This window comes from Pseudomonas sp. GW821-FHT09C10, from assembly GCF_059418085.1.
On the sequence record NZ_JBWKPE010000007.1, the window covers coordinates 299,308 to 317,112 of the forward strand.

Genomic DNA, 17,805 nt, shown 5'->3' on the forward strand with positions numbered 1-17,805 from the left:
TCAATCCGCCGAACAGCCGTCATCACTGGCAAGCTTCACATTGGCGAGAGCACTTAAGGGCCCGCAGTCGACAGGCCGATCACAATAGATCCGAGGTAAGCGTCATGAAGTTTTCCCTGTTCGTACACATGGAACGTTGGGACGAAAGTGTCAGCCACCGTCAGTTGTTCGAAGACCTGACTGAACTGACCCTGATGGCCGAGGCTGGCGGTTTCAGCACCGTATGGATTGGCGAACACCACGCCATGGAATACACCATCTCGCCAAGCCCGATGCCGCTGCTGGCTTACCTCGCGGCCAAGACCACCACCATTCACCTGGGCGCCGGTACCATCATCGCGCCGTTCTGGCACCCGTTGCGGGTGGCGGGCGAATGCGCGTTGCTCGACGTGATCAGCAACGGGCGCATGGAAGTCGGCCTGGCCCGTGGCGCTTACCAGGTGGAGTTCGACCGCATGGCCGGCGGCATGCCCGCTTCCAGCGGCGGCCAGGCGCTGCGCGAGATGGTGCCGGTGGTGCGTGCGTTGTGGAAAGGCGACTACGCCCACGACGGCGACATCTGGAAATTCCCCACCTCCACCAGCGTGCCCAAGCCGATCCAGCAGCCTAATCCACCGATGTGGATTGCCGCCCGCGACCCGGACTCGCACAACTTCGCAGTCGCCAACGGCTGCAACGTGATGGTCACGCCGCTGATGAAAGGCGACGAGGAAGTCCTCGACCTGAAAAACAAATTCCAGGCCGCCCTCGACAACAACCCCGGCGTACCGCGCCCGCAACTGATGGTGCTGCGTCACACCCACGTGCATGCCGCCGATGATCCGGACGGCTGGAAAGTCGGGGCCAAGGCGATCTCGAAGTTCTATCGCACCTTCGATGCCTGGTTCGGTAATAAAGAGGTACCGGTGAATGGCTTCCTGGCACCGAGCCCGGAAGAAAAATTCGCCGCCCGCCCGGAGTTCGAACTGGACAGCCTGCACAAGACCGCGATGATCGGCACCGCCGAAGAAATCATCCCGCGCATCCGTTACTACCAGGAGCTGGGCGTGGATGAGTTCAGCTTCTGGTGCGACAACAGCCTGCCCCATGCCGAGAAGAAGAAGTCGTTGGCGTTGTTTATCGAGCAGGTGGTGCCGGCGTTTCGGTAACTGAACATCGAGACTGGCTCTTGCGAAGGCAGCCGCCTCCCGGCTGCCTTCGGACCAACTAATATCAAATTGGAATCACCCACCTCATTTGCTCTACACTGCGTCCTTTTCACGCCTCACTGATCGGCAGTTGCCGTCCCGTGAATAAGGAGATTCTGGTGTCGCTCAACGTCCGTAGTTGCCTCGCCATGGGTGCAATAACCCTGGCATCCCTCAGCCTCACAGGCTGCTTCACCGAAGAAATTGACGCGCGTCAGACACGGGAAATCCAAGGCCTGCTCTACAAAGTGCACGCGGACGATCCGTTCAGCGGGCGCGTGCTCAATTACCCGATGTCCGTGCTCGGTTTGTTCAACGTCGGCACCTGTACTGTCGATATCGAAAAAGGGCTGCCCGACGGTGAAATTCATTGCTCCGACAACGCCGGTAACTTGCTGGCCTCGGGCGAGTTCAAAGCCGGCAAGCGCGATGGCAAAGAAGAAAAATTCGACGCCAAGACCGGCAAGAAAATCTTGATCGCCCATTGGAAAAACGGAGCGCAGGACGGTGTAACCGAGCAGTTCAACCCGCAGAACGGTGAACGTATCCTCGAGGTGCACTACACCGCCGGTAAAAAGAATGGCACCGAACGCGCCTGGGACAATGAAGGCGATGCATTGATCGCCGACCTGAAATGGGAGAACGGCCTGCGCAGTGGTTTCGATAACCGTGGCACCCAGCACCGCACGTACCTGAACGGCAAGCAGCACGGTCCTCAAAAAGACTATGGCCTGACCGGCAATCGCTTCTATGTCTCTGACGAAGAAAACTACGAAAACGGCCTGCAGCACGGCGCCCAGCGGCGTATCGATGCGCGCGGGAACGTGACTGAGTCCAGTGTGTTCGAACATGGAAAACTGCGCACACGCGTAGTTGACCAGTACAGCTATGACGGTAAACACATCCATCACGTCAGCCGTGTGGCCCTCAAGGAAGACGTCAACCAATACATGGCCAGTGACTTGGCCAACGACGGCACCGAACAGTACTGGGATGACAACGGCCACCTCATCCGCGAACTGGAGTGGAACAAAGGCAAGTTGATCAGTGCCACCGCAACGGTGTGGGTCGGTGACCGCCAGGAAAGCCAGTTCCAGGGACTCGGGCGCGATAACTATGACCAACAACAGCGCGTGGTCAAACAGGGCCAGGAACGGCTGTTCAGTGACAAGGGTGAACTACAGGCAATCATCGTCTGGAATGCGGGCCAGGTCAGTCAGGTGCTTGTCACCCTCACACCCGATCTGCGCCAGCAGCACCCCGGCAAAATGGGCTTGCTCGGCGGCTTTCAGCAATGGGCCAACCCGGTGAGAGAGGAAGAGGCCTTCGACAAGAACAGCACCTACGTCGGTGCCGGCTTTGTCTCCCGCTATGAGCAACTGGTCGACATCCCCGCGCCAGGCCAGGCGATCGTCACCACCCCGCCCCAGGCAACGGTGGCCACGAACTCCGGCAACAGCACCCGTGATCGTGAAAGCTGCGTACAACGCCAGGTCGACGCGGTGCATGCCGAAGACCCTGAGGCGCTGATACGCGCCGACATGCTCGAAGAGTTCGAGCAGAGCTGCCTGTAACGGCCTTGTTGATGGAGTGCGACATGAAGCAATCGCTGGAACGCTTTGTCCTGGCTCAAGCCTCACAATTCGAAGCTGCCCTTAATGAGTTGGAGCACGGAAAAAAAGACGGCCATTGGATGTGGTTCATCTTTCCCCAACTGCGTGGCCTGGGCTCCAGTGAAAAGGCCACCTACTACGGCTTGCAGGGTGCTGCTGAAGCACGCGACTACTTGCAACACCCGATATTAGGTCCCCGGCTTGCTCGCGCCACCCGTGCAGTCCTCGATGCAGCAGTGCCTTTGGAGGAGCTGCTCGGCGACGTCGACGCGCTGAAATTCGCCTCCTGCATGACGCTGTTCGCGGCTGTCACTGATGCCGGATCCCTCTATGCGCAAGCGCGGGATGGCCTGAGCGGCGTAGATGAAAAAACACGTATGATTCTTAACCAGCAAGAGAATGGACATGACTGATTACGAAAAATGGACATTGGCAGTGCAGATCATCGTGGCGTTGGCCGCTTTCCTCTCTGTGTACCTGGTGGGCCGCCAGATCGGAATCTTGACGTCCCAACTCAAGGCAACACAGCTGGCCTCCGAAGCACAGAGCATCATCTCGATTGTCGAATTCCTGCAAGCCAGTGACGCCCGCGAAGCACGCGAAACGGTCCGCGCGACGCTATCGAGCCTGCACCATGACAGCTGGGACGAACGCCACGTCCAGCAGGCATCCTTGGCCTGTGCAAACTACGACGTCGTGGCAGCACTGCTGCGTGTGGATTTGATCACGAACAAACACGTCATCATCGAAAACTGGGCGCCCAGCATCCTGCACTGCCACCAAGTGCTTGCGCCCTACATCGAGAAAAAGCGCACCCAGGCAGGCGGCGACCGCAAATACTGGAGCAACTTCGATTGGTTGCGCGATCAGTGCGTCCGAAGCTGAATGCAACTTCTTGAGGTGAAACGATGAACGCCGAAACCCTTTTCCAACACACTCTCGAGAAGCTGCGCACGGCACGGCATGTAGTGATTTCTACTGGTGCAGGTATCTCCGCCGAAAGCGGCATTGCCACATTCCGCAACCCCGCGACCGGGCTCTGGTCGCGCTATAAGCAAGGCGAACTCGCCAGTGCTGAAGCCTTTGAACAAAACCCTGCATTGGTCTGGGGCTGGTATTCCTGGCGTCGAATGCTGGTCAGCAAAGCGAAGCCAAATGCTGCGCACCTGGCCGTGGCCGAGCTCGAACAATCCCTGCACCGCGTAACACTTATCACGCAGAACGTCGACGATCTGCATGAGCGCGCGGGCTCCAGGGATGCGATTCATCTACATGGGCACCTGACCACTGCTCGCTGCTACACGTGTAATAAACCTTATCTGGATGCCCTGCCTGTCAATGCGTCCCAGGAAGAAGGTCCATCAGATCCGCCGCACTGCCAACACTGTGACGGCCTGGTTCGACCGAACGTTGTCTGGTTTGGTGAGAAATTGTCGCCTGAGGACATAAACCGCGCCAATGCAGCGGCACTCGACTGCGACGTTTTCCTGTCCGTTGGGACCTCCGAAAGCGTCGCTCCAGCGGTATACCTGCCGATCTTGGCCGCCGAACGGGGAGCCTGGGTCGTGCACATCAATCTTGCACCCTCCGTATCAGCGCCCGGCAACACCCTAATTGGCACCGCGACCAGTTGGCTTCCCAGAATTGCACAGGCATTGATCAGCGTTTAAATCACCAGAACAACGTGCCCTTTGCCGTGCGATGCCCCCGCATCGCACCCAAAGCGGCATTTAACCGCACTGCATCATCGCAGCACCTGTAATAGTCTATTGCAGGACCACAATGTACTAACTGGTTACTTATCTTGCTAAAATCGCGTCTTTGCCCTCTCTCACTCGAGTCCTTTCGACATGAAACGAGCATCGCGCGCCACTGGCGTCTCTAGATTCCTACTCCTGGGCCTGGGCGTAATCATCGCCCTGCTCGGCCTCGCGCTGGCCGTTGGCGGCGCCAAACTGGTGAGCCTCGGTGGTTCCTGGTACTTCCTGGTCGGCGGCGTGGCCATGGCGGTTTCCGGCCTGCTGATTGCCCGACAAAAAACCGCAGGTGCATGGCTGTTCGCGGCGTTCCTGATCGGCACGGCCATCTGGGCGGTGGCGGATGCGGGCCTGGTGTTCTGGCCGCTGTTCTCGCGGCTGTTCATGTTCGCGGCCATCGGCCTGGTGGTGGCGCTGGTGTATCCGCTGCTGGCCGGCCGGCCCGCGCGCGGTGCCTATGGCGTTGCCGCCGTGCTGGCGGTGGGCGTGGCGGTGGCGGCGGGCAATATGTTCGTCGCCCATCCCAGCGTCGCGCCGACCGGTGCAGGCCCAGGCATCACGCCCGTGGCCGCGGCCGACGCGCAGAAGGACTGGGCCCACTACGGCAACACCGAAGGGGGCAGCCGCTTCGCCGCGCTGGACCAGATCAACCGCGACACTGTCGACAAGCTCAAGGTGGCCTGGACGTATCACACCGGTGACGTGGCCCTCAGCGACGGCAACGGCGCCGAAGACCAGCTCACGCCCCTGCAGATCGGCAACAAGGTGTTTATCTGCACGCCCCACAACAACCTGATCGCCCTCGACGCCGACACCGGCAAAGAGCTGTGGAAGAACGAAGTCAACGCCAAGTCGGCGGTGTGGCAGCGTTGCCGGGGCATGGCGTATTTCGACGCCACCGCGCCGATTGCCCAGCCGACCCAGCCCAACAGCTCGCCGATCATCGCCGCCAGCGTTCCCGCCGGTGCGCAGTGCCAACGCCGCTTGCTGACCAACACCATCGATGCGCGCCTGATCGCCGTGGATGCCGACACCGGTAAATTCTGCGAAGACTTCGGCACCCACGGCCAGGTGGACCTGAAAGCCGGCCTGGGCAATGTGCCGGACAGCTACTACCAACTGTCTTCCGCGCCGTTGATCGCCGGGACTACCGTGGTGGTGGGCGGCCGCGTCGCGGATAACGTCCAGACCGATATGCCCGGCGGTGTGATCCGTGGCTTCGATGTGATCAGCGGGCAAATGCGCTGGGCGTTCGACCCGGGCAACCCTGAAGACAAACAAGCACCAGCCGCCGGCAGCACCTATGTGCGCAGCACGCCCAACAGCTGGGCGCCGATGTCCTACGACCCGTTGATGAACACGGTCTTCCTGCCGATGGGCAGCTCGTCCACCGATATCTACGGCGTGGAACGCACCCAACTCAACCACAAATACGGCGCTTCGGTCTTGGCGCTGGATGCCTCCACCGGTGCTGAAAAGTGGGTGTACCAGACCGTCCACAATGACCTGTGGGACTTCGACCTGCCGATGCAACCGAGCCTGATCGACTTCACCCCACCGGGCAGCGACAAGGCGGTACCGGCGGTGGTGATCGGCACCAAGGCCGGGCAGATCTATGTACTCGACCGCGCCACCGGCACGCCGCTGACCGAGGTCAAGGAAGTCCCGGTCAAGGCCGCCAACATTCCGAACGAGCCTTATTCGCCGACCCAGCCCAAGTCCGTGGGCATGCCGCAGATCGGCGCGCAAACCCTGAGCGAGTCTGACATGTGGGGCGCCACCCCGTACGACCAGTTGCTGTGCCGCATCGACTTCAAGGGCATGCGCTACGACGGCCTCTACACCGCGCCGGGCACGGATAAATCCCTGAGCTTCCCCGGCTCCCTGGGCGGCATGAACTGGGGCAGTATTTCCACCGACCCGGTGCATGGCTTTATCTTCGTCAACGACATGCGCCTGGGCCTGTGGATCCAGATGCTGCCGTCGCAGAACAAGGCCCAGTCTTCGTCCGGTGGCGAAGCGCTGAACACCGGCATGGGCGCGGTCCCGCTCAAGGGCACGCCGTATGCGGTGAACAAAAACCGCTTCCTGTCGGTGGCCGGCATCCCATGCCAGGCGCCGCCGTTCGGCACCCTCACCGCCATCGACATGAAGACCCAGAAAGTCGCGTGGCAAGTACCGGTCGGCACCGTTGAAGACACCGGCCCCCTGGGCATCCGCATGCACCTGCCGATCAAGATCGGCCTGCCGACCCTCGGCGGCACGCTGTCGACCCAGGGCGGCCTGATCTTTATCGCCGGCACCCAGGACTTCTACCTGCGCGCTTTCAACAGCGGCAACGGCGATGAAATCTGGAAGGCCCGCCTGCCCGTCGGCAGCCAGGGTGGCCCGATGACCTACGTGTCGCCGAAAACCGGCAAGCAGTACATCGTGATCACCGCCGGCGGTGCGCGCCAGTCCACCGACCGTGGCGACTACGTGATCGCCTACGCCCTGCCATAACCCCCTCCTGGCGCGGTGCCCCGGTACCGCGCTGTCTGGACTGGATCGCTCTTCGAGCAAGCAATGCTCGCGTTCAAGTGCAGGCGGTCACCTCTGGACCGTATTCGCATCATTGTTTCTATCGGTCGTTATCAAAAGATAAACAGCTACCAGGAAACAGTACGCAAGCATCACCAGAGCACCCAACACCAAAATGCCATATCGGGCCATGCTCGCTTCAAACCCTATGAAATCCTCATACACCCGAACTTGCGCAACGCCGTCGCTGTAACCGATGTACACGTCCTGCTCTTTTAGCGTTTTTAAATCACCCTGAAAATGAATCCAGAGCGTGTACACACCGTTTTGCACAATCGAAGGAATGACAACACTGCTGACCGGATCAGGCATCACCGTATCAGAGCGCGAATCATCCCTGATCTGGACCAGTCCCTTTGCAGGCAGCTTGATGTGTACATCCTTGATGACCTTGCTGCCGCTGTTCCTCAGCGTAATCAACAGGCTTATGGGGTAATTGTCCGGCCCTTTTTCGAACGGCGCATCGAGTAGCGCGAGGTAAGGCGCCTGGCTCAGGTTGACCATTTTATCGATCTGTTCATGACTGAGCGCACCGTCACCAATGCGCTTGATGCTGTCATACAAATTGGCGTACTTGAGCTTTTCAGCAGTACTGCCTAAACGCTCAGAGAATTGACGGGGTGCACTTTCATACCGGTAGGACAGATCAGCCTCGAGCTTAGTGTCATCCTTGAAAGCCACGTATATCCCGGTAATTGATCCCAGACCCGTCACTAGGGCCAACAGAAATTTTCCAACGTTTCCCCAACTCAATGTAATGCTTCCTTATTGATCATCCTGGCGTACTCACTCACCGTTTGAGCGTGCCAAGTTCCGCTACGCAGAGCAAGCGAACAGGTTGCACTTGCACACGGACAGCAGCCTAGCGAGCTAAATGACACTGTGGTTGAACGTTGTGGATGAGTGCGACGCAGGCATCGTCCCCCCCGCGCCCTGCTGATACTCCCGCGGCGTACAACCAAACTCTCGCCGAAACACCGTATGCAGGTACTGCGCCGATTTGAACCCGCACTTGGCGGCAATATCGGCAATTGCCAGTTCGTGGCTTTCCAGGCCCTTGGCAGCGGCGGCGAGTTTGAAGCGCAGGATCTCGTCATGCACGCTGCAGCCGCGTACCTTGCGAAAGTGCGCTTCCAGGGATGAACGCGACACGCCGACATAGGCCGCCACCTGCGCGGTCTTGATGCCCTGGCAGGCGTACTGGCGGATAAACAGCAGCGCCTGCATCACGTACGGATTACCCAAGGGTTGATGCAGGCTGGAGGCCTGAACGTTGATGGCCTCCGGCGGCACCAGGACCTGCGTGCCCACGCACGGTTTGCCGTGCAGCATCTGGTGCAGCAAGGCGGCGGCCGTGCGCCCCATGGTTTCCGTGCCCTGGATCACCGAACTCAGCGGCACCCGCGTGAGGGTGCGAGTCAGGGGGTCGTTGTCGATGCCGATCAACGCCACTTGCTCCGGCACGGCGATGCCGGCAGTCAGGCAGGCTTGCAGCAATTGCCGAGCGCGGGCGTCGGTGACGGCGATGATGCCGATGGGCTTGGGCAGGCTGTGCAGCCAGGCAATCTGCTGTTCCACCGCGCTGTCCCACAACGGCGCGCTGGTGCCCAGGCCGCGATACACCTCGACGTGCAAACCATCCCGTTGCAGCAGGCGGCGAAAGGCTTTTTCACGCTCCTGGGCCCAGCGATTGGCCTGGGCCTCGGGCAGGCTGAAGCAGGCAAATCGGGTCAGGCCGGCTTCGATCAAGTGTTCGTAAGCCAACTTCATCAATGCGTGGTTATCGGTCGCCACATAGGGAATGCCCTTGGGATAGGCGCGCGCGTCTTCATAGGAGCCACCCACCGCCACCACCGGCAACGTGCTGTCGGCCAACGCTTCGCCGATCAGCGGGTCGTCGAAGTCGGCAATGATGCCGTCGCCCTGCCAGCGCTCGATGCCTTTGAGCCGGCATAGAAAGTCCTCTTCCAGGAACAAGTCCCAAGACGCGCGGGTGCTGCTCAAGTAATTGCCAATACCGGCGATGATGCCGCGGTCATAGATTTTGCTGCCGTTGAAAAGCAAGGCGATACGGTGCACGGGCGGTAGGGTTTTCATTGTTTTTGTCCTCGGGCCTGTGGCAACAGACTAGCCCTCGCCGGTCAAAATCGCACCACCCCTTGGTGATTTTCATAATCAGCGGGCCCGGTGTCGTTGCTAGTATCCAGACACCGCCAAGAACAATAAGGAAAACGCCATGCCGTACTTCCCCGGTGTCGACAAGGTTCGCTTCGAAGGTCCCAGCAGCGATGCCCCCCTCGCCTTTCGCCATTACGACGCCAACAAGCTGATCCTCGGCAAGCCGATGCGCGAGCACCTGCGCATGGCCGCGTGTTACTGGCACACCTTCGTGTGGCCCGGCGCCGATATGTTCGGCATGGGCACCTTCAAGCGCCCGTGGCAGCGCAGCGGCGAGCCGATGGACGTGGCCATCGGCAAGGCAGAGGCGGCCTTCGAGTTTTTCTCCAAGCTGGGCATCGACTACTACAGTTTTCACGACACCGATGTGGCGCCGGAAGGCAGTTCGCTCAAGGAGTACCGCAACCACTTTGCGCAGATGGTCGACCATCTGGAGCGCCATCAGGAACAGACCGGCATCAAGTTGCTGTGGGGCACCGCCAACTGCTTCAGCAACCCGCGTTTTGCCGCCGGTGCCGCCAGTAACCCAGACCCGGAGGTGTTTGCCTACGCCGCTGCCCAGGTGTTCAGCGCGATGAACGCCACACTGCGACTCAAGGGCGCCAACTATGTGCTGTGGGGCGGACGTGAAGGCTATGAAACCCTGCTCAACACCGACCTCAAGCGCGAGCGCGAACAGCTCGGGCGCTTTATGCGCATGGTGGTGGAGCACAAGCACAAGATCGGCTTCAAGGGCGACCTGCTGATCGAACCCAAGCCCCAGGAGCCGACCAAGCACCAGTACGATTACGACAGCGCCACGGTGTTCGGCTTTTTGCATGAGTACGGCCTGGAGCATGAGATCAAGGTGAATATCGAGGCCAACCACGCCACCCTGGCCGGGCACAGCTTCCATCACGAAATTGCCACGGCAGTATCCCTGGGTATCTTCGGCAGCATCGACGCCAACCGGGGCGACCCGCAGAACGGCTGGGACACCGATCAATTCCCCAACAGCGTCGAGGAGATGACCCTCGCCACCTATGAAATCCTCAAGGCCGGCGGCTTCAAGAATGGCGGCTACAATTTCGACTCCAAGGTACGCCGCCAGAGCCTGGACGAGGTCGACCTGTTCCACGGCCATGTCGCCGCCATGGATGTACTCGCCCTGGCGCTGGAACGTGCGGCGGCGATGGTGCAGAACGACCAGTTACAGCAGTTCAAGGACCAGCGCTATGCCGGCTGGCAGCAGCCGCTGGGCCAGGCCGTGCTGGCCGGTGAGTTCAGCCTGGAGTCCCTGGCCGAACACGCGTTTACCCACGAACTGAACCCGCAGGCCGTGAGTGGTCGGCAGGAGATGCTGGAGGGGGTGGTCAACCGGTTTATTTATCGGTGACAGCGTGGTGAGCGGGGTTGTTGTGGTGAGCGGGCTTGCCCCGCGCTGGGGCGCGAAGCGGCCCCATTGCAGGCGATGTGTTTTTAGCTGACACACCGAGGTGCCTGGGTTTGGGGCTGCTTCGCAGCCCAGCGCGGGGCAAGCCCGCTCACCACAACAAGCCCATTCACCACAATAAGCCCGCTCACAACACTAAACCCATTCACCAAGACAAGCCCATTCACCACAAAAGTCCTGTTCACCACAAAAGCCCGGCTTGCCACAACACGCCGGTTAGCCACACCTACAGTGTTCGCCTAGAGTCTTCACCCAGTGTCTTTCCAACAACAATAAAAGGACGCACCACCATGAAGTCATTCAAACGTAGCCTGCTCGCCACCGCCCTGGCCCTGCTCGCCCTGCCGGTGATGGCCGATTCCGCCCACCCGAAAATCGGTTTTTCCATCGACGACCTGCGCCTGGAACGCTGGTCCCGTGACCGTGACTACTTCGTCGCCGCCGCAGAAAAACTCGATGCCAAGGTCTTTGTGCAGTCCGCCGATGCCAACGAGCAGAAGCAGATTTCGCAGATCGAAAACCTGATCTCCCGGGGCGTCGATGTGATCGTGATCGTGCCGTTCAACGCCACGGTGCTGACCAACGCGGTCGCCGAAGCCAAGAAAGCCGGGATCAAGGTGGTGTCCTATGACCGCCTGATTCTCAACGCGGACATCGATGCCTACATCTCCTTCGATAACGAAAAAGTCGGTGAAATGCAGGCTAACGGCGTGCTGCAGGCGGCGCCAAAGGGCAATTACTTCCTGCTCGGCGGCGCGCCCACCGACAACAACGCCAAGGTACTGCGCGAAGGCCAGATGAAGGTGCTGCAACCGGCCATCGACAAGGGCGACATCAAGATTGTCGGCCAACAGTGGGTCAAGGAATGGAACCCCACCGAAGCCCTGAGCATCGTCGAGAACGCCCTGACCCGCAACAGCAACAAGATCGACGCCATCGTCGCCTCCAACGACGCCACCGCCGGCGGTGCGATCCAGGCCCTGGCCGCGCAGAAACTGGCAGGCAAGGTGCCGATCTCCGGCCAGGACGCCGACCTGGCCGCCGTCAAGCGCGTGATCGACGGTACCCAGACCATGACCGTGTACAAGCCACTCAAGCTGATCGCCACCGAAGCCGCCAAGCTCTCGGTGCAACTGGCGCGTAACGAGAAGCCCACCTACAGCTCGCAGTACGACAATGGCAGCAAGAAAGTCGACACCATCCTGCTCACCCCGACCCCGCTGACCAAGGCCAATATCGACCTGTTGGAGAAGGACGGGTTCTATACCAAAGAGCAGATCGGCCTGTAGGAGCTGGCTTGCCAGCGAAGATCGCGAACGAAAACGCGGAAAGCCTGAATAAACGCGGTGACTTGGCGTTTTTCGCGAGCAAGCTCGCTCCTACAGTCATGTCGTCAGTCCTGTGTGTGAGCCATGGTATGTCCGACTACCTGCTGCAAATGAACGGCATCGTCAAAACCTTTGGCGGTGTCCACGCGCTGAACGGCATCGACATCAAGGTGCGGCCGGGGGAGTGCGTCGGCCTGTGCGGCGAGAACGGCGCCGGTAAATCCACCCTGATGAAGGTGCTGTCGGCGGTCTACCCCCATGGCACCTGGGAGGGGGAAATCCTCTGGGACGGGCAACCGCTCAGGGCCCAGTCCATCAGCGAAACCGAGGCCGCCGGCATCGTCATCATTCACCAGGAACTGACCCTGGTGCCTGACCTGTCGGTAGCCGAGAACATCTTCATGGGCCACGAGCTGACGTTGCCCGGCGGGCGTATGAACTACCCGGCGATGCTGCACCGCGCCGAAGCGTTGATGCGCGAGCTCAAGGTGCCGGACATGAACGTGGCGCTGCCGGTGTCGCAGTACGGCGGCGGCTACCAGCAACTGGTGGAAATCGCCAAGGCCCTGAACAAACAGGCGCGCCTGCTGATCCTCGACGAGCCCTCCTCGGCCCTGACCCGCTCGGAAATCGAGGTGCTGCTCGACATCATCCGCGGCCTCAAGGCCAAGGGTGTGGCCTGCGTGTACATCTCCCACAAGCTCGATGAAGTGGCGGCGGTGTGCGACACCATCGCGGTGATCCGCGATGGCAAGCATATCGCGACCACGGCCATGGCCGACATGGACATCCCGCAGATCATCACGCAGATGGTCGGGCGGGAAATGAGCAACCTCTACCCCACCGAGCCCCATGCCATCGGCGAGGTGATTTTCGAAGCGCGCAACGTCACCTGCTATGACGTCGACAACCCCCAGCGCAAGCGCGTCGACGATATTTCCTTTGTGCTCAAGCGCGGCGAAATCCTCGGCATAGCCGGGCTGGTGGGCGCCGGGCGCACGGAGCTGGTGTCGGCGTTGTTCGGCGCCTACCCCGGCCGTTACAGCGCCGAGGTGTGGCTCGACGGCCAGGTGATCGACACGCGCACGCCGCTCAAGTCGATCCGCGCCGGGCTGTGCATGGTGCCCGAAGACCGCAAGCGCCAGGGCATCATCCCTGACCTGGGCGTGGGCCAGAACATCACGCTGGCGGTGCTCGACAGCTATGCCCACCTGACTCGCATCGATGCCGAGGCCGAACTGGGCAGCATCGACCAGCAGATCGCGCGCATGCACCTCAAGACCGCCAGCCCGTTCCTGCCGATCACCAGCCTGTCCGGCGGCAACCAGCAAAAGGCCGTGCTGGCGAAAATGCTGATGACCAAGCCCAAGGTGCTGATCCTCGACGAGCCCACGCGCGGGGTGGATGTGGGCGCCAAGTATGAGATCTACAAACTGATGGGCGCGCTGGCGGCCGAAGGCGTGTCGATCATCATGGTTTCCTCGGAATTGGCCGAAGTGCTCGGCGTGTCCAACCGCGTGCTGGTGATCGGCGAAGGCCAGTTGCGTGGCGACTTCATCAACGAGGGGCTCACCCAGGAACAGGTGCTCGCCGCCGCGCTCAGCCAAAACAATAACAATCGGAAAACCGCGTAGATGAATCAGGTCAAACAGCTGTTCACCCGCTACAAAATGCTCGCCCTGGTGATCGCCGTGGCGTTTATCTGGCTGTTTTTCAGCTGGCAGACCGAGGGCGGCTTCCTCACCCCGCGCAACCTGTCCAACCTGCTGCGGCAGATGTCGATCACCGGCATCCTGGCGTGCGGCATGGTGCTGGTGATCATCAGCGGCGAGATCGATTTGTCGGTGGGTTCGTTGCTGGGACTGTTGGGCGGGCTCGCAGCGATCCTGGATGTGGTCTATCACATCCCGCTGCTGGTCAACCTCAGCCTGGTGGCGTTGTGCGGCTTGATGATCGGTTTGGCCAACGGCTACATGACCGCTTACCTGCGCATTCCCTCGTTTATCGTTGGCCTCGGCGGCATGCTCGCGTTTCGCGGAATTCTGCTGGGGATCACCGGCGGCACCACCATCGCGCCGGTGTCGCCGTCGCTGGTGTATGTGGGCCAGGGGTATTTGCCGCATTCGGTGGGGATTGGCCTTGGGGTCTTGCTGTTTGCCCTGACCCTGTTTTTGACCTGGAGACAACGGCGCAACCGCGCGCTGCATGGCTTGGCGCCGCACGCCATGATGCGCGATGTGCTGCGCGTGGGGGTGATCGGCGCGGTGCTCGCCGGGTTCGTCACCACCCTCAACAGCTACGACGGCATCCCCGTACCGGTGCTGCTGTTGCTGGTGCTGCTCGGCGTGTTCAGCTACGTCACCAGCCAGACCGTGTTCGGCCGCCGCGTCTACGCGGTGGGCAGCAACATGGAAGCCACGCGCCTGTCGGGCATCAACGTGCAGGCGGTGAAACTGTGGATCTTCGGGATCATGGGCGTGATGTGTGCCCTCGCCGGCCTGGTCAACACCGCGCGCCTGGCGGCGGGATCACCGTCGGCGGGCAATATGGGCGAGTTGGATGCCATCGCTGCGTGCTTTATTGGGGGGACGTCGATGCGCGGCGGCTCGGGCACCGTGTATGGCGCGTTGCTCGGGGCGTTGGTGATTACCAGCCTGGATAACGGCATGTCGATGCTGGACGTGGACAGTTACTGGCAGATGATTGTGAAGGGCAGCATCCTGGTATTGGCGGTGTGGGTGGATGTGAGTACGCGCACGGGTCGGCGCTGACTGCCTCACTTTCCGAGCAATACGGCCCCATCCCCCAGCCGTCCCAACTGATCCCCCGGATTGCGCAACGGGCAATCATCCAGGGACAGGCATCCACAGCCGATACAGCCATCGAGTTGGTCGCGCAGTTGAGTGAGGCTGTTGATGCGCTCACTCAACAGGTCGCGCCAGTGCGTGGAGAGTTGGGTCCAGTCCTTGGCCGTCAACGGCCGTCCTGAAGGCAGTTCGTCCAACGCGTCCTTGATAGTCGCCAACGGAATGCCCGCGCGCTGCGCGACCTTGATCACCGCGATCCGGCGCAGTACGTCACGCTGATAACGACGCTGATTGCCCGCGCTGCGTTGTGCGTGAATCAACCCCTTGGCTTCGTAGAAATGCACCGTGGCCACGGTCACGCCGCTGCGCCGGGCCAATTCGCCCACGCCGAGGGGGATGCGCACATCGATTTTCGCTTCCATCCGGCTCTTGACCTCATCTAAACATGAGGTTTTATAAAGGGTGTCGGCTTGCCTTGGCAAGCCTTCAGTCCTTTGAATCGGAGCCTGCATGGACACACCTCAACCCTCCCCCTCCAACTGGGCCGCGCTGTTGTCCGGTGCCAACGGCGTACGTTCGCTCGCACTGGCCGGCGGCGTGGTGCTGCATGCGATCAACGTGTACATCGCCACCACGATTCTGCCGTCGGTGGTCCAGGACATCGGCGGCATCGACTACTACGCATGGAACACCACGTTATTTGTCGCCGCCTCGATCCTCGGCTCGGCATTGTCGGCGCGCCTGCTCGGCAGCCTCGGGCCGCGTGCGGCGTACCTGGTCGCCAGCCTGGTGTTTGCCGGCGGGGCCTTGGCCTGTGCGTTTGCGCCGTCCATGCCGGTGATGCTCGTGGGGCGGTTGGTGCAGGGATTGGGCGGTGGGTTCTTGTTCGCGCTGTCCTACGCGATGATCCGCTTGGTGTTCGATGAAAGCCTGTGGCCGCGCGCGATGGCGTTGGTCTCGGGGATGTGGGGCGTGGCGACGCTGGTCGGCCCGGCGGTGGGCGGGGTGTTTGCCGAGCTGGGCATCTGGCGCGCGGCGTTCTGGTCGTTGATTCCGGTGGCCGGGTTATTCGCGGTGCTGGCGGCGGCGGTCCTGCCCAGGCGCAGCACCGAGAGCGCTGCGCCGACCCCGTTGCCACTCGCGCAACTGGTGCTGCTGACGGCGGCGGTACTGGCGGTGTCGGCCGGCAGTGTCTCGTCCACCCTGCCCCTGAACCTGCTGGGGCTGGCCGTGGCTGCGGTGTTCACCGCGCTGCTGATCGTCACGGAAAGCCGCGCCCGCCATCGACTGTTGCCCGCCGGAGCGTTTCGGATCACCACGGCACTCGGCGCGCTGTACGCGACGATGTCACTGCTGGCGGTGGCGGTGACCAGTGGCGAAATCTTCGTGCCGTTGTTTCTTCAAGTCCTGCACCACCAGTCGCCGCTGGTGGCCGGTTATCTGGCGGCATTGATGGCGGCTGGCTGGACGCTGGGGTCAATCGCCAGCGCGGGCGTGACGGGCAGCAACATTCGACGGGCGATCCTGGCCGGGCCGATCCTGGGCGTGGTGGGCATGGTGGCGCTGGCCATCTTGATGCCCGTCGAAAGCAACGGCAGCGCGCAGACACTCACACCGATCTGCCTGGCGCTTATCCTGATTGGGTTGGGCGTGGGGCTGGCATGGCCGCACTTGCTGACCCGGGTGTTCCAGGTGGCGCCGGCGGGTGAGCAGGACCTTGCCAGCGCGTCGATTACCACTGTGCAGCTGTTCGCTACCGCGTTTGGCGCGGCACTGGCGGGCATGGTCGCAAACGTCGCCGGCCTCAGTGAGCCCGGCGGCGTCGAAGGCACCGCAAGCGCTGCGGTGTGGCTGTTTGGGGTGTTTGCACTGGCGCCCGTGGTGGGTGTTCTGATTGCCAGGCGGGTGGTTCGCATGATCGGTCAGTAGCATGCCAAGCGCACCAATCCCCCTGCCTGAGCACATTTGACTGCATTCCAAGGTTGGATCGAGGTGCTCAGTGCTATTCAAACGCCTGGCGATTCTCGGGCGTGATCAACTTGAACGGCACCCAGACCACCGCCGACTCCAGCACCTCGCCGCGAACCAGGCGCAGTGCGGTGTCCACTGCGCCGCCGGCCTGGCCGGCGGCATCCTGGAACACGCTGACCGCCATCTTGCCCTCAGCCATCAACTTCAAGCCGTCCGGTGTACCATCGATGCCGCCGACCCAATAGTCCTTGGCCTGCTTGCCGGCCTTTTCCAGGCCCATGATCGCGCCGATCGCCATTTCATCGTTATTGGCCGCAATGATCGAGAAATCGACGCCCTGCTTGACCCAGTCAATGACAATCGTGGCGGCCTGGCTACGCTCCCAGTTGCCGACTTTTTTCTGTACGACTTTCATACCGGGGTATTTGGCGACGACTTTCTCCACGTCCTCGGTGCGCATCAAGGAGGACGCGTTGGCCGGGTCGCCCACCAGAATCACCACGTTGCCCTTGTAACCGGCGCGGCGCGCCAGCTCTTCCATCTGCAACGTACCCGACTCCAGCTCGTTGGAGCCGACAAACGCGGTCTGCGCCGGCCACGTTTGCGGGTTCGGATTGCGGTTGACGAACACCAGCGGGATCTTTGCATCCGAGGCCAGCTGCATCATCTGCGCCGCACTTTTGCCGTCGACCATCGCGACGATGATCGCATCCACCTTGGAGTTGACCAGATTGCGGAATTGACGCATCTGCAAATCGACGCTGTCCTGCCCGTTCTCCATAAAGATGTCGGCGTTCATGACGCTGGCCTGTTGCTGCACCCCGTTGCGCAGCAGGGTCTGGAAGTTATCGTCGTACTTTGCCATGCCCACACCCAGCAAGGGCGTGGCGGCCTGGGCCGGGCCCGGAATGAACAGCGTCGCCCCCAAGGCGAGGATTAACCATGCTTTCAT

The 17,805-nt window shown here is 61.3% G+C and carries 15 protein-coding genes; 11 read left to right on the top strand and 4 right to left on the bottom strand.

Features of this window, described 5'->3' with window-relative positions:
• Positions 1–104 precede the first annotated feature (104 nt).
• From AC07OT_RS16160 to AC07OT_RS16185, 6 genes are all read left to right on the top strand, one after another.
• A complete protein-coding gene (locus AC07OT_RS16160) occupies positions 105–1,148 on the top strand; it encodes an LLM class flavin-dependent oxidoreductase (RefSeq protein WP_064052580.1) in 1,044 nt (347 codons plus the stop codon).
• A gap of 158 nt (positions 1,149–1,306) precedes the next feature.
• Complete coding sequence (locus AC07OT_RS16165) at positions 1,307–2,761, top strand: toxin-antitoxin system YwqK family antitoxin (protein WP_495108497.1); 1,455 nt, start codon at positions 1,307–1,309, stop codon at positions 2,759–2,761.
• Between the two features lie 23 nt (positions 2,762–2,784).
• The gene (locus tag AC07OT_RS16170) at positions 2,785–3,213 is read left to right on the top strand and encodes a DUF1810 domain-containing protein (protein WP_092359112.1); all 429 of its coding nucleotides are present in this window, start codon (positions 2,785–2,787) and stop codon (positions 3,211–3,213) included.
• On the top strand, positions 3,206–3,685 hold the full coding sequence (locus AC07OT_RS16175) for a DUF4760 domain-containing protein (protein WP_053139554.1): 480 nt from the start codon (positions 3,206–3,208) through the stop codon (positions 3,683–3,685). The genes AC07OT_RS16170 and AC07OT_RS16175 overlap by 8 nt, the downstream gene beginning before the upstream one ends.
• Before the next feature lie 23 nt (positions 3,686–3,708).
• Positions 3,709–4,470 carry an SIR2 family NAD-dependent protein deacylase gene (locus AC07OT_RS16180; protein ID WP_495108498.1) on the top strand — a complete coding sequence of 254 codons (762 nt, stop codon included), beginning with the start codon at positions 3,709–3,711 and terminating at the stop codon, positions 4,468–4,470.
• Positions 4,471–4,650: 180 nt separating this feature from the next.
• A complete protein-coding gene (locus tag AC07OT_RS16185) occupies positions 4,651–7,059 on the top strand; it encodes a glucose/quinate/shikimate family membrane-bound PQQ-dependent dehydrogenase (protein ID WP_495108499.1) in 2,409 nt (802 codons plus the stop codon).
• A gap of 87 nt (positions 7,060–7,146) precedes the next feature.
• Here the strand turns inward: AC07OT_RS16185 and AC07OT_RS16190 are convergent, their stop codons facing one another.
• On the bottom strand, positions 7,147–7,818 hold the full coding sequence (locus AC07OT_RS16190) for a hypothetical protein (protein ID WP_495102161.1): 672 nt from the start codon (positions 7,816–7,818) through the stop codon (positions 7,147–7,149).
• Between the two features lie 189 nt (positions 7,819–8,007).
• A complete protein-coding gene (locus AC07OT_RS16195; RefSeq protein WP_495108500.1) occupies positions 8,008–9,234 on the bottom strand; it encodes a XylR family transcriptional regulator in 1,227 nt (408 codons plus the stop codon).
• Between the two features lie 139 nt (positions 9,235–9,373).
• Between AC07OT_RS16195 and xylA the strand changes: the two genes are divergently transcribed.
• From xylA to AC07OT_RS16215, 4 genes are all read left to right on the top strand, one after another.
• Positions 9,374–10,690: a xylose isomerase gene (gene xylA, locus AC07OT_RS16200; protein ID WP_253489058.1), complete on the top strand. Its 1,317-nt coding sequence runs from the start codon at positions 9,374–9,376 to the stop codon at positions 10,688–10,690.
• A gap of 347 nt (positions 10,691–11,037) precedes the next feature.
• Entirely contained in the window at positions 11,038–12,036 is a 999-nt protein-coding gene (gene xylF / locus AC07OT_RS16205; RefSeq protein ID WP_495108501.1) for a D-xylose ABC transporter substrate-binding protein, read from the top strand.
• 128 nt (positions 12,037–12,164) lie between these two features.
• On the top strand, positions 12,165–13,709 hold the full coding sequence (gene xylG / locus AC07OT_RS16210; protein ID WP_495108512.1) for a D-xylose ABC transporter ATP-binding protein: 1,545 nt from the start codon (positions 12,165–12,167) through the stop codon (positions 13,707–13,709).
• On the top strand, positions 13,710–14,846 hold the full coding sequence (locus AC07OT_RS16215; protein ID WP_495108502.1) for a sugar ABC transporter permease: 1,137 nt from the start codon (positions 13,710–13,712) through the stop codon (positions 14,844–14,846).
• A gap of 5 nt (positions 14,847–14,851) precedes the next feature.
• On the opposite strand, the gene soxR is transcribed toward AC07OT_RS16215, so the two are convergent.
• Positions 14,852–15,304, bottom strand: coding sequence for a redox-sensitive transcriptional activator SoxR (gene soxR / locus AC07OT_RS16220; RefSeq protein ID WP_065939702.1), 453 nt, complete (start codon positions 15,302–15,304; stop codon positions 14,852–14,854).
• An 88-nt stretch (positions 15,305–15,392) separates the two neighbouring features.
• Between soxR and AC07OT_RS16225 the strand changes: the two genes are divergently transcribed.
• Complete coding sequence (locus AC07OT_RS16225) at positions 15,393–16,811, top strand: MFS transporter (protein WP_495108503.1); 1,419 nt, start codon at positions 15,393–15,395, stop codon at positions 16,809–16,811.
• Positions 16,812–16,884: 73 nt separating this feature from the next.
• On the opposite strand, the gene AC07OT_RS16230 is transcribed toward AC07OT_RS16225, so the two are convergent.
• Complete coding sequence (locus AC07OT_RS16230) at positions 16,885–17,805, bottom strand: substrate-binding domain-containing protein (protein WP_027603555.1); 921 nt, start codon at positions 17,803–17,805, stop codon at positions 16,885–16,887.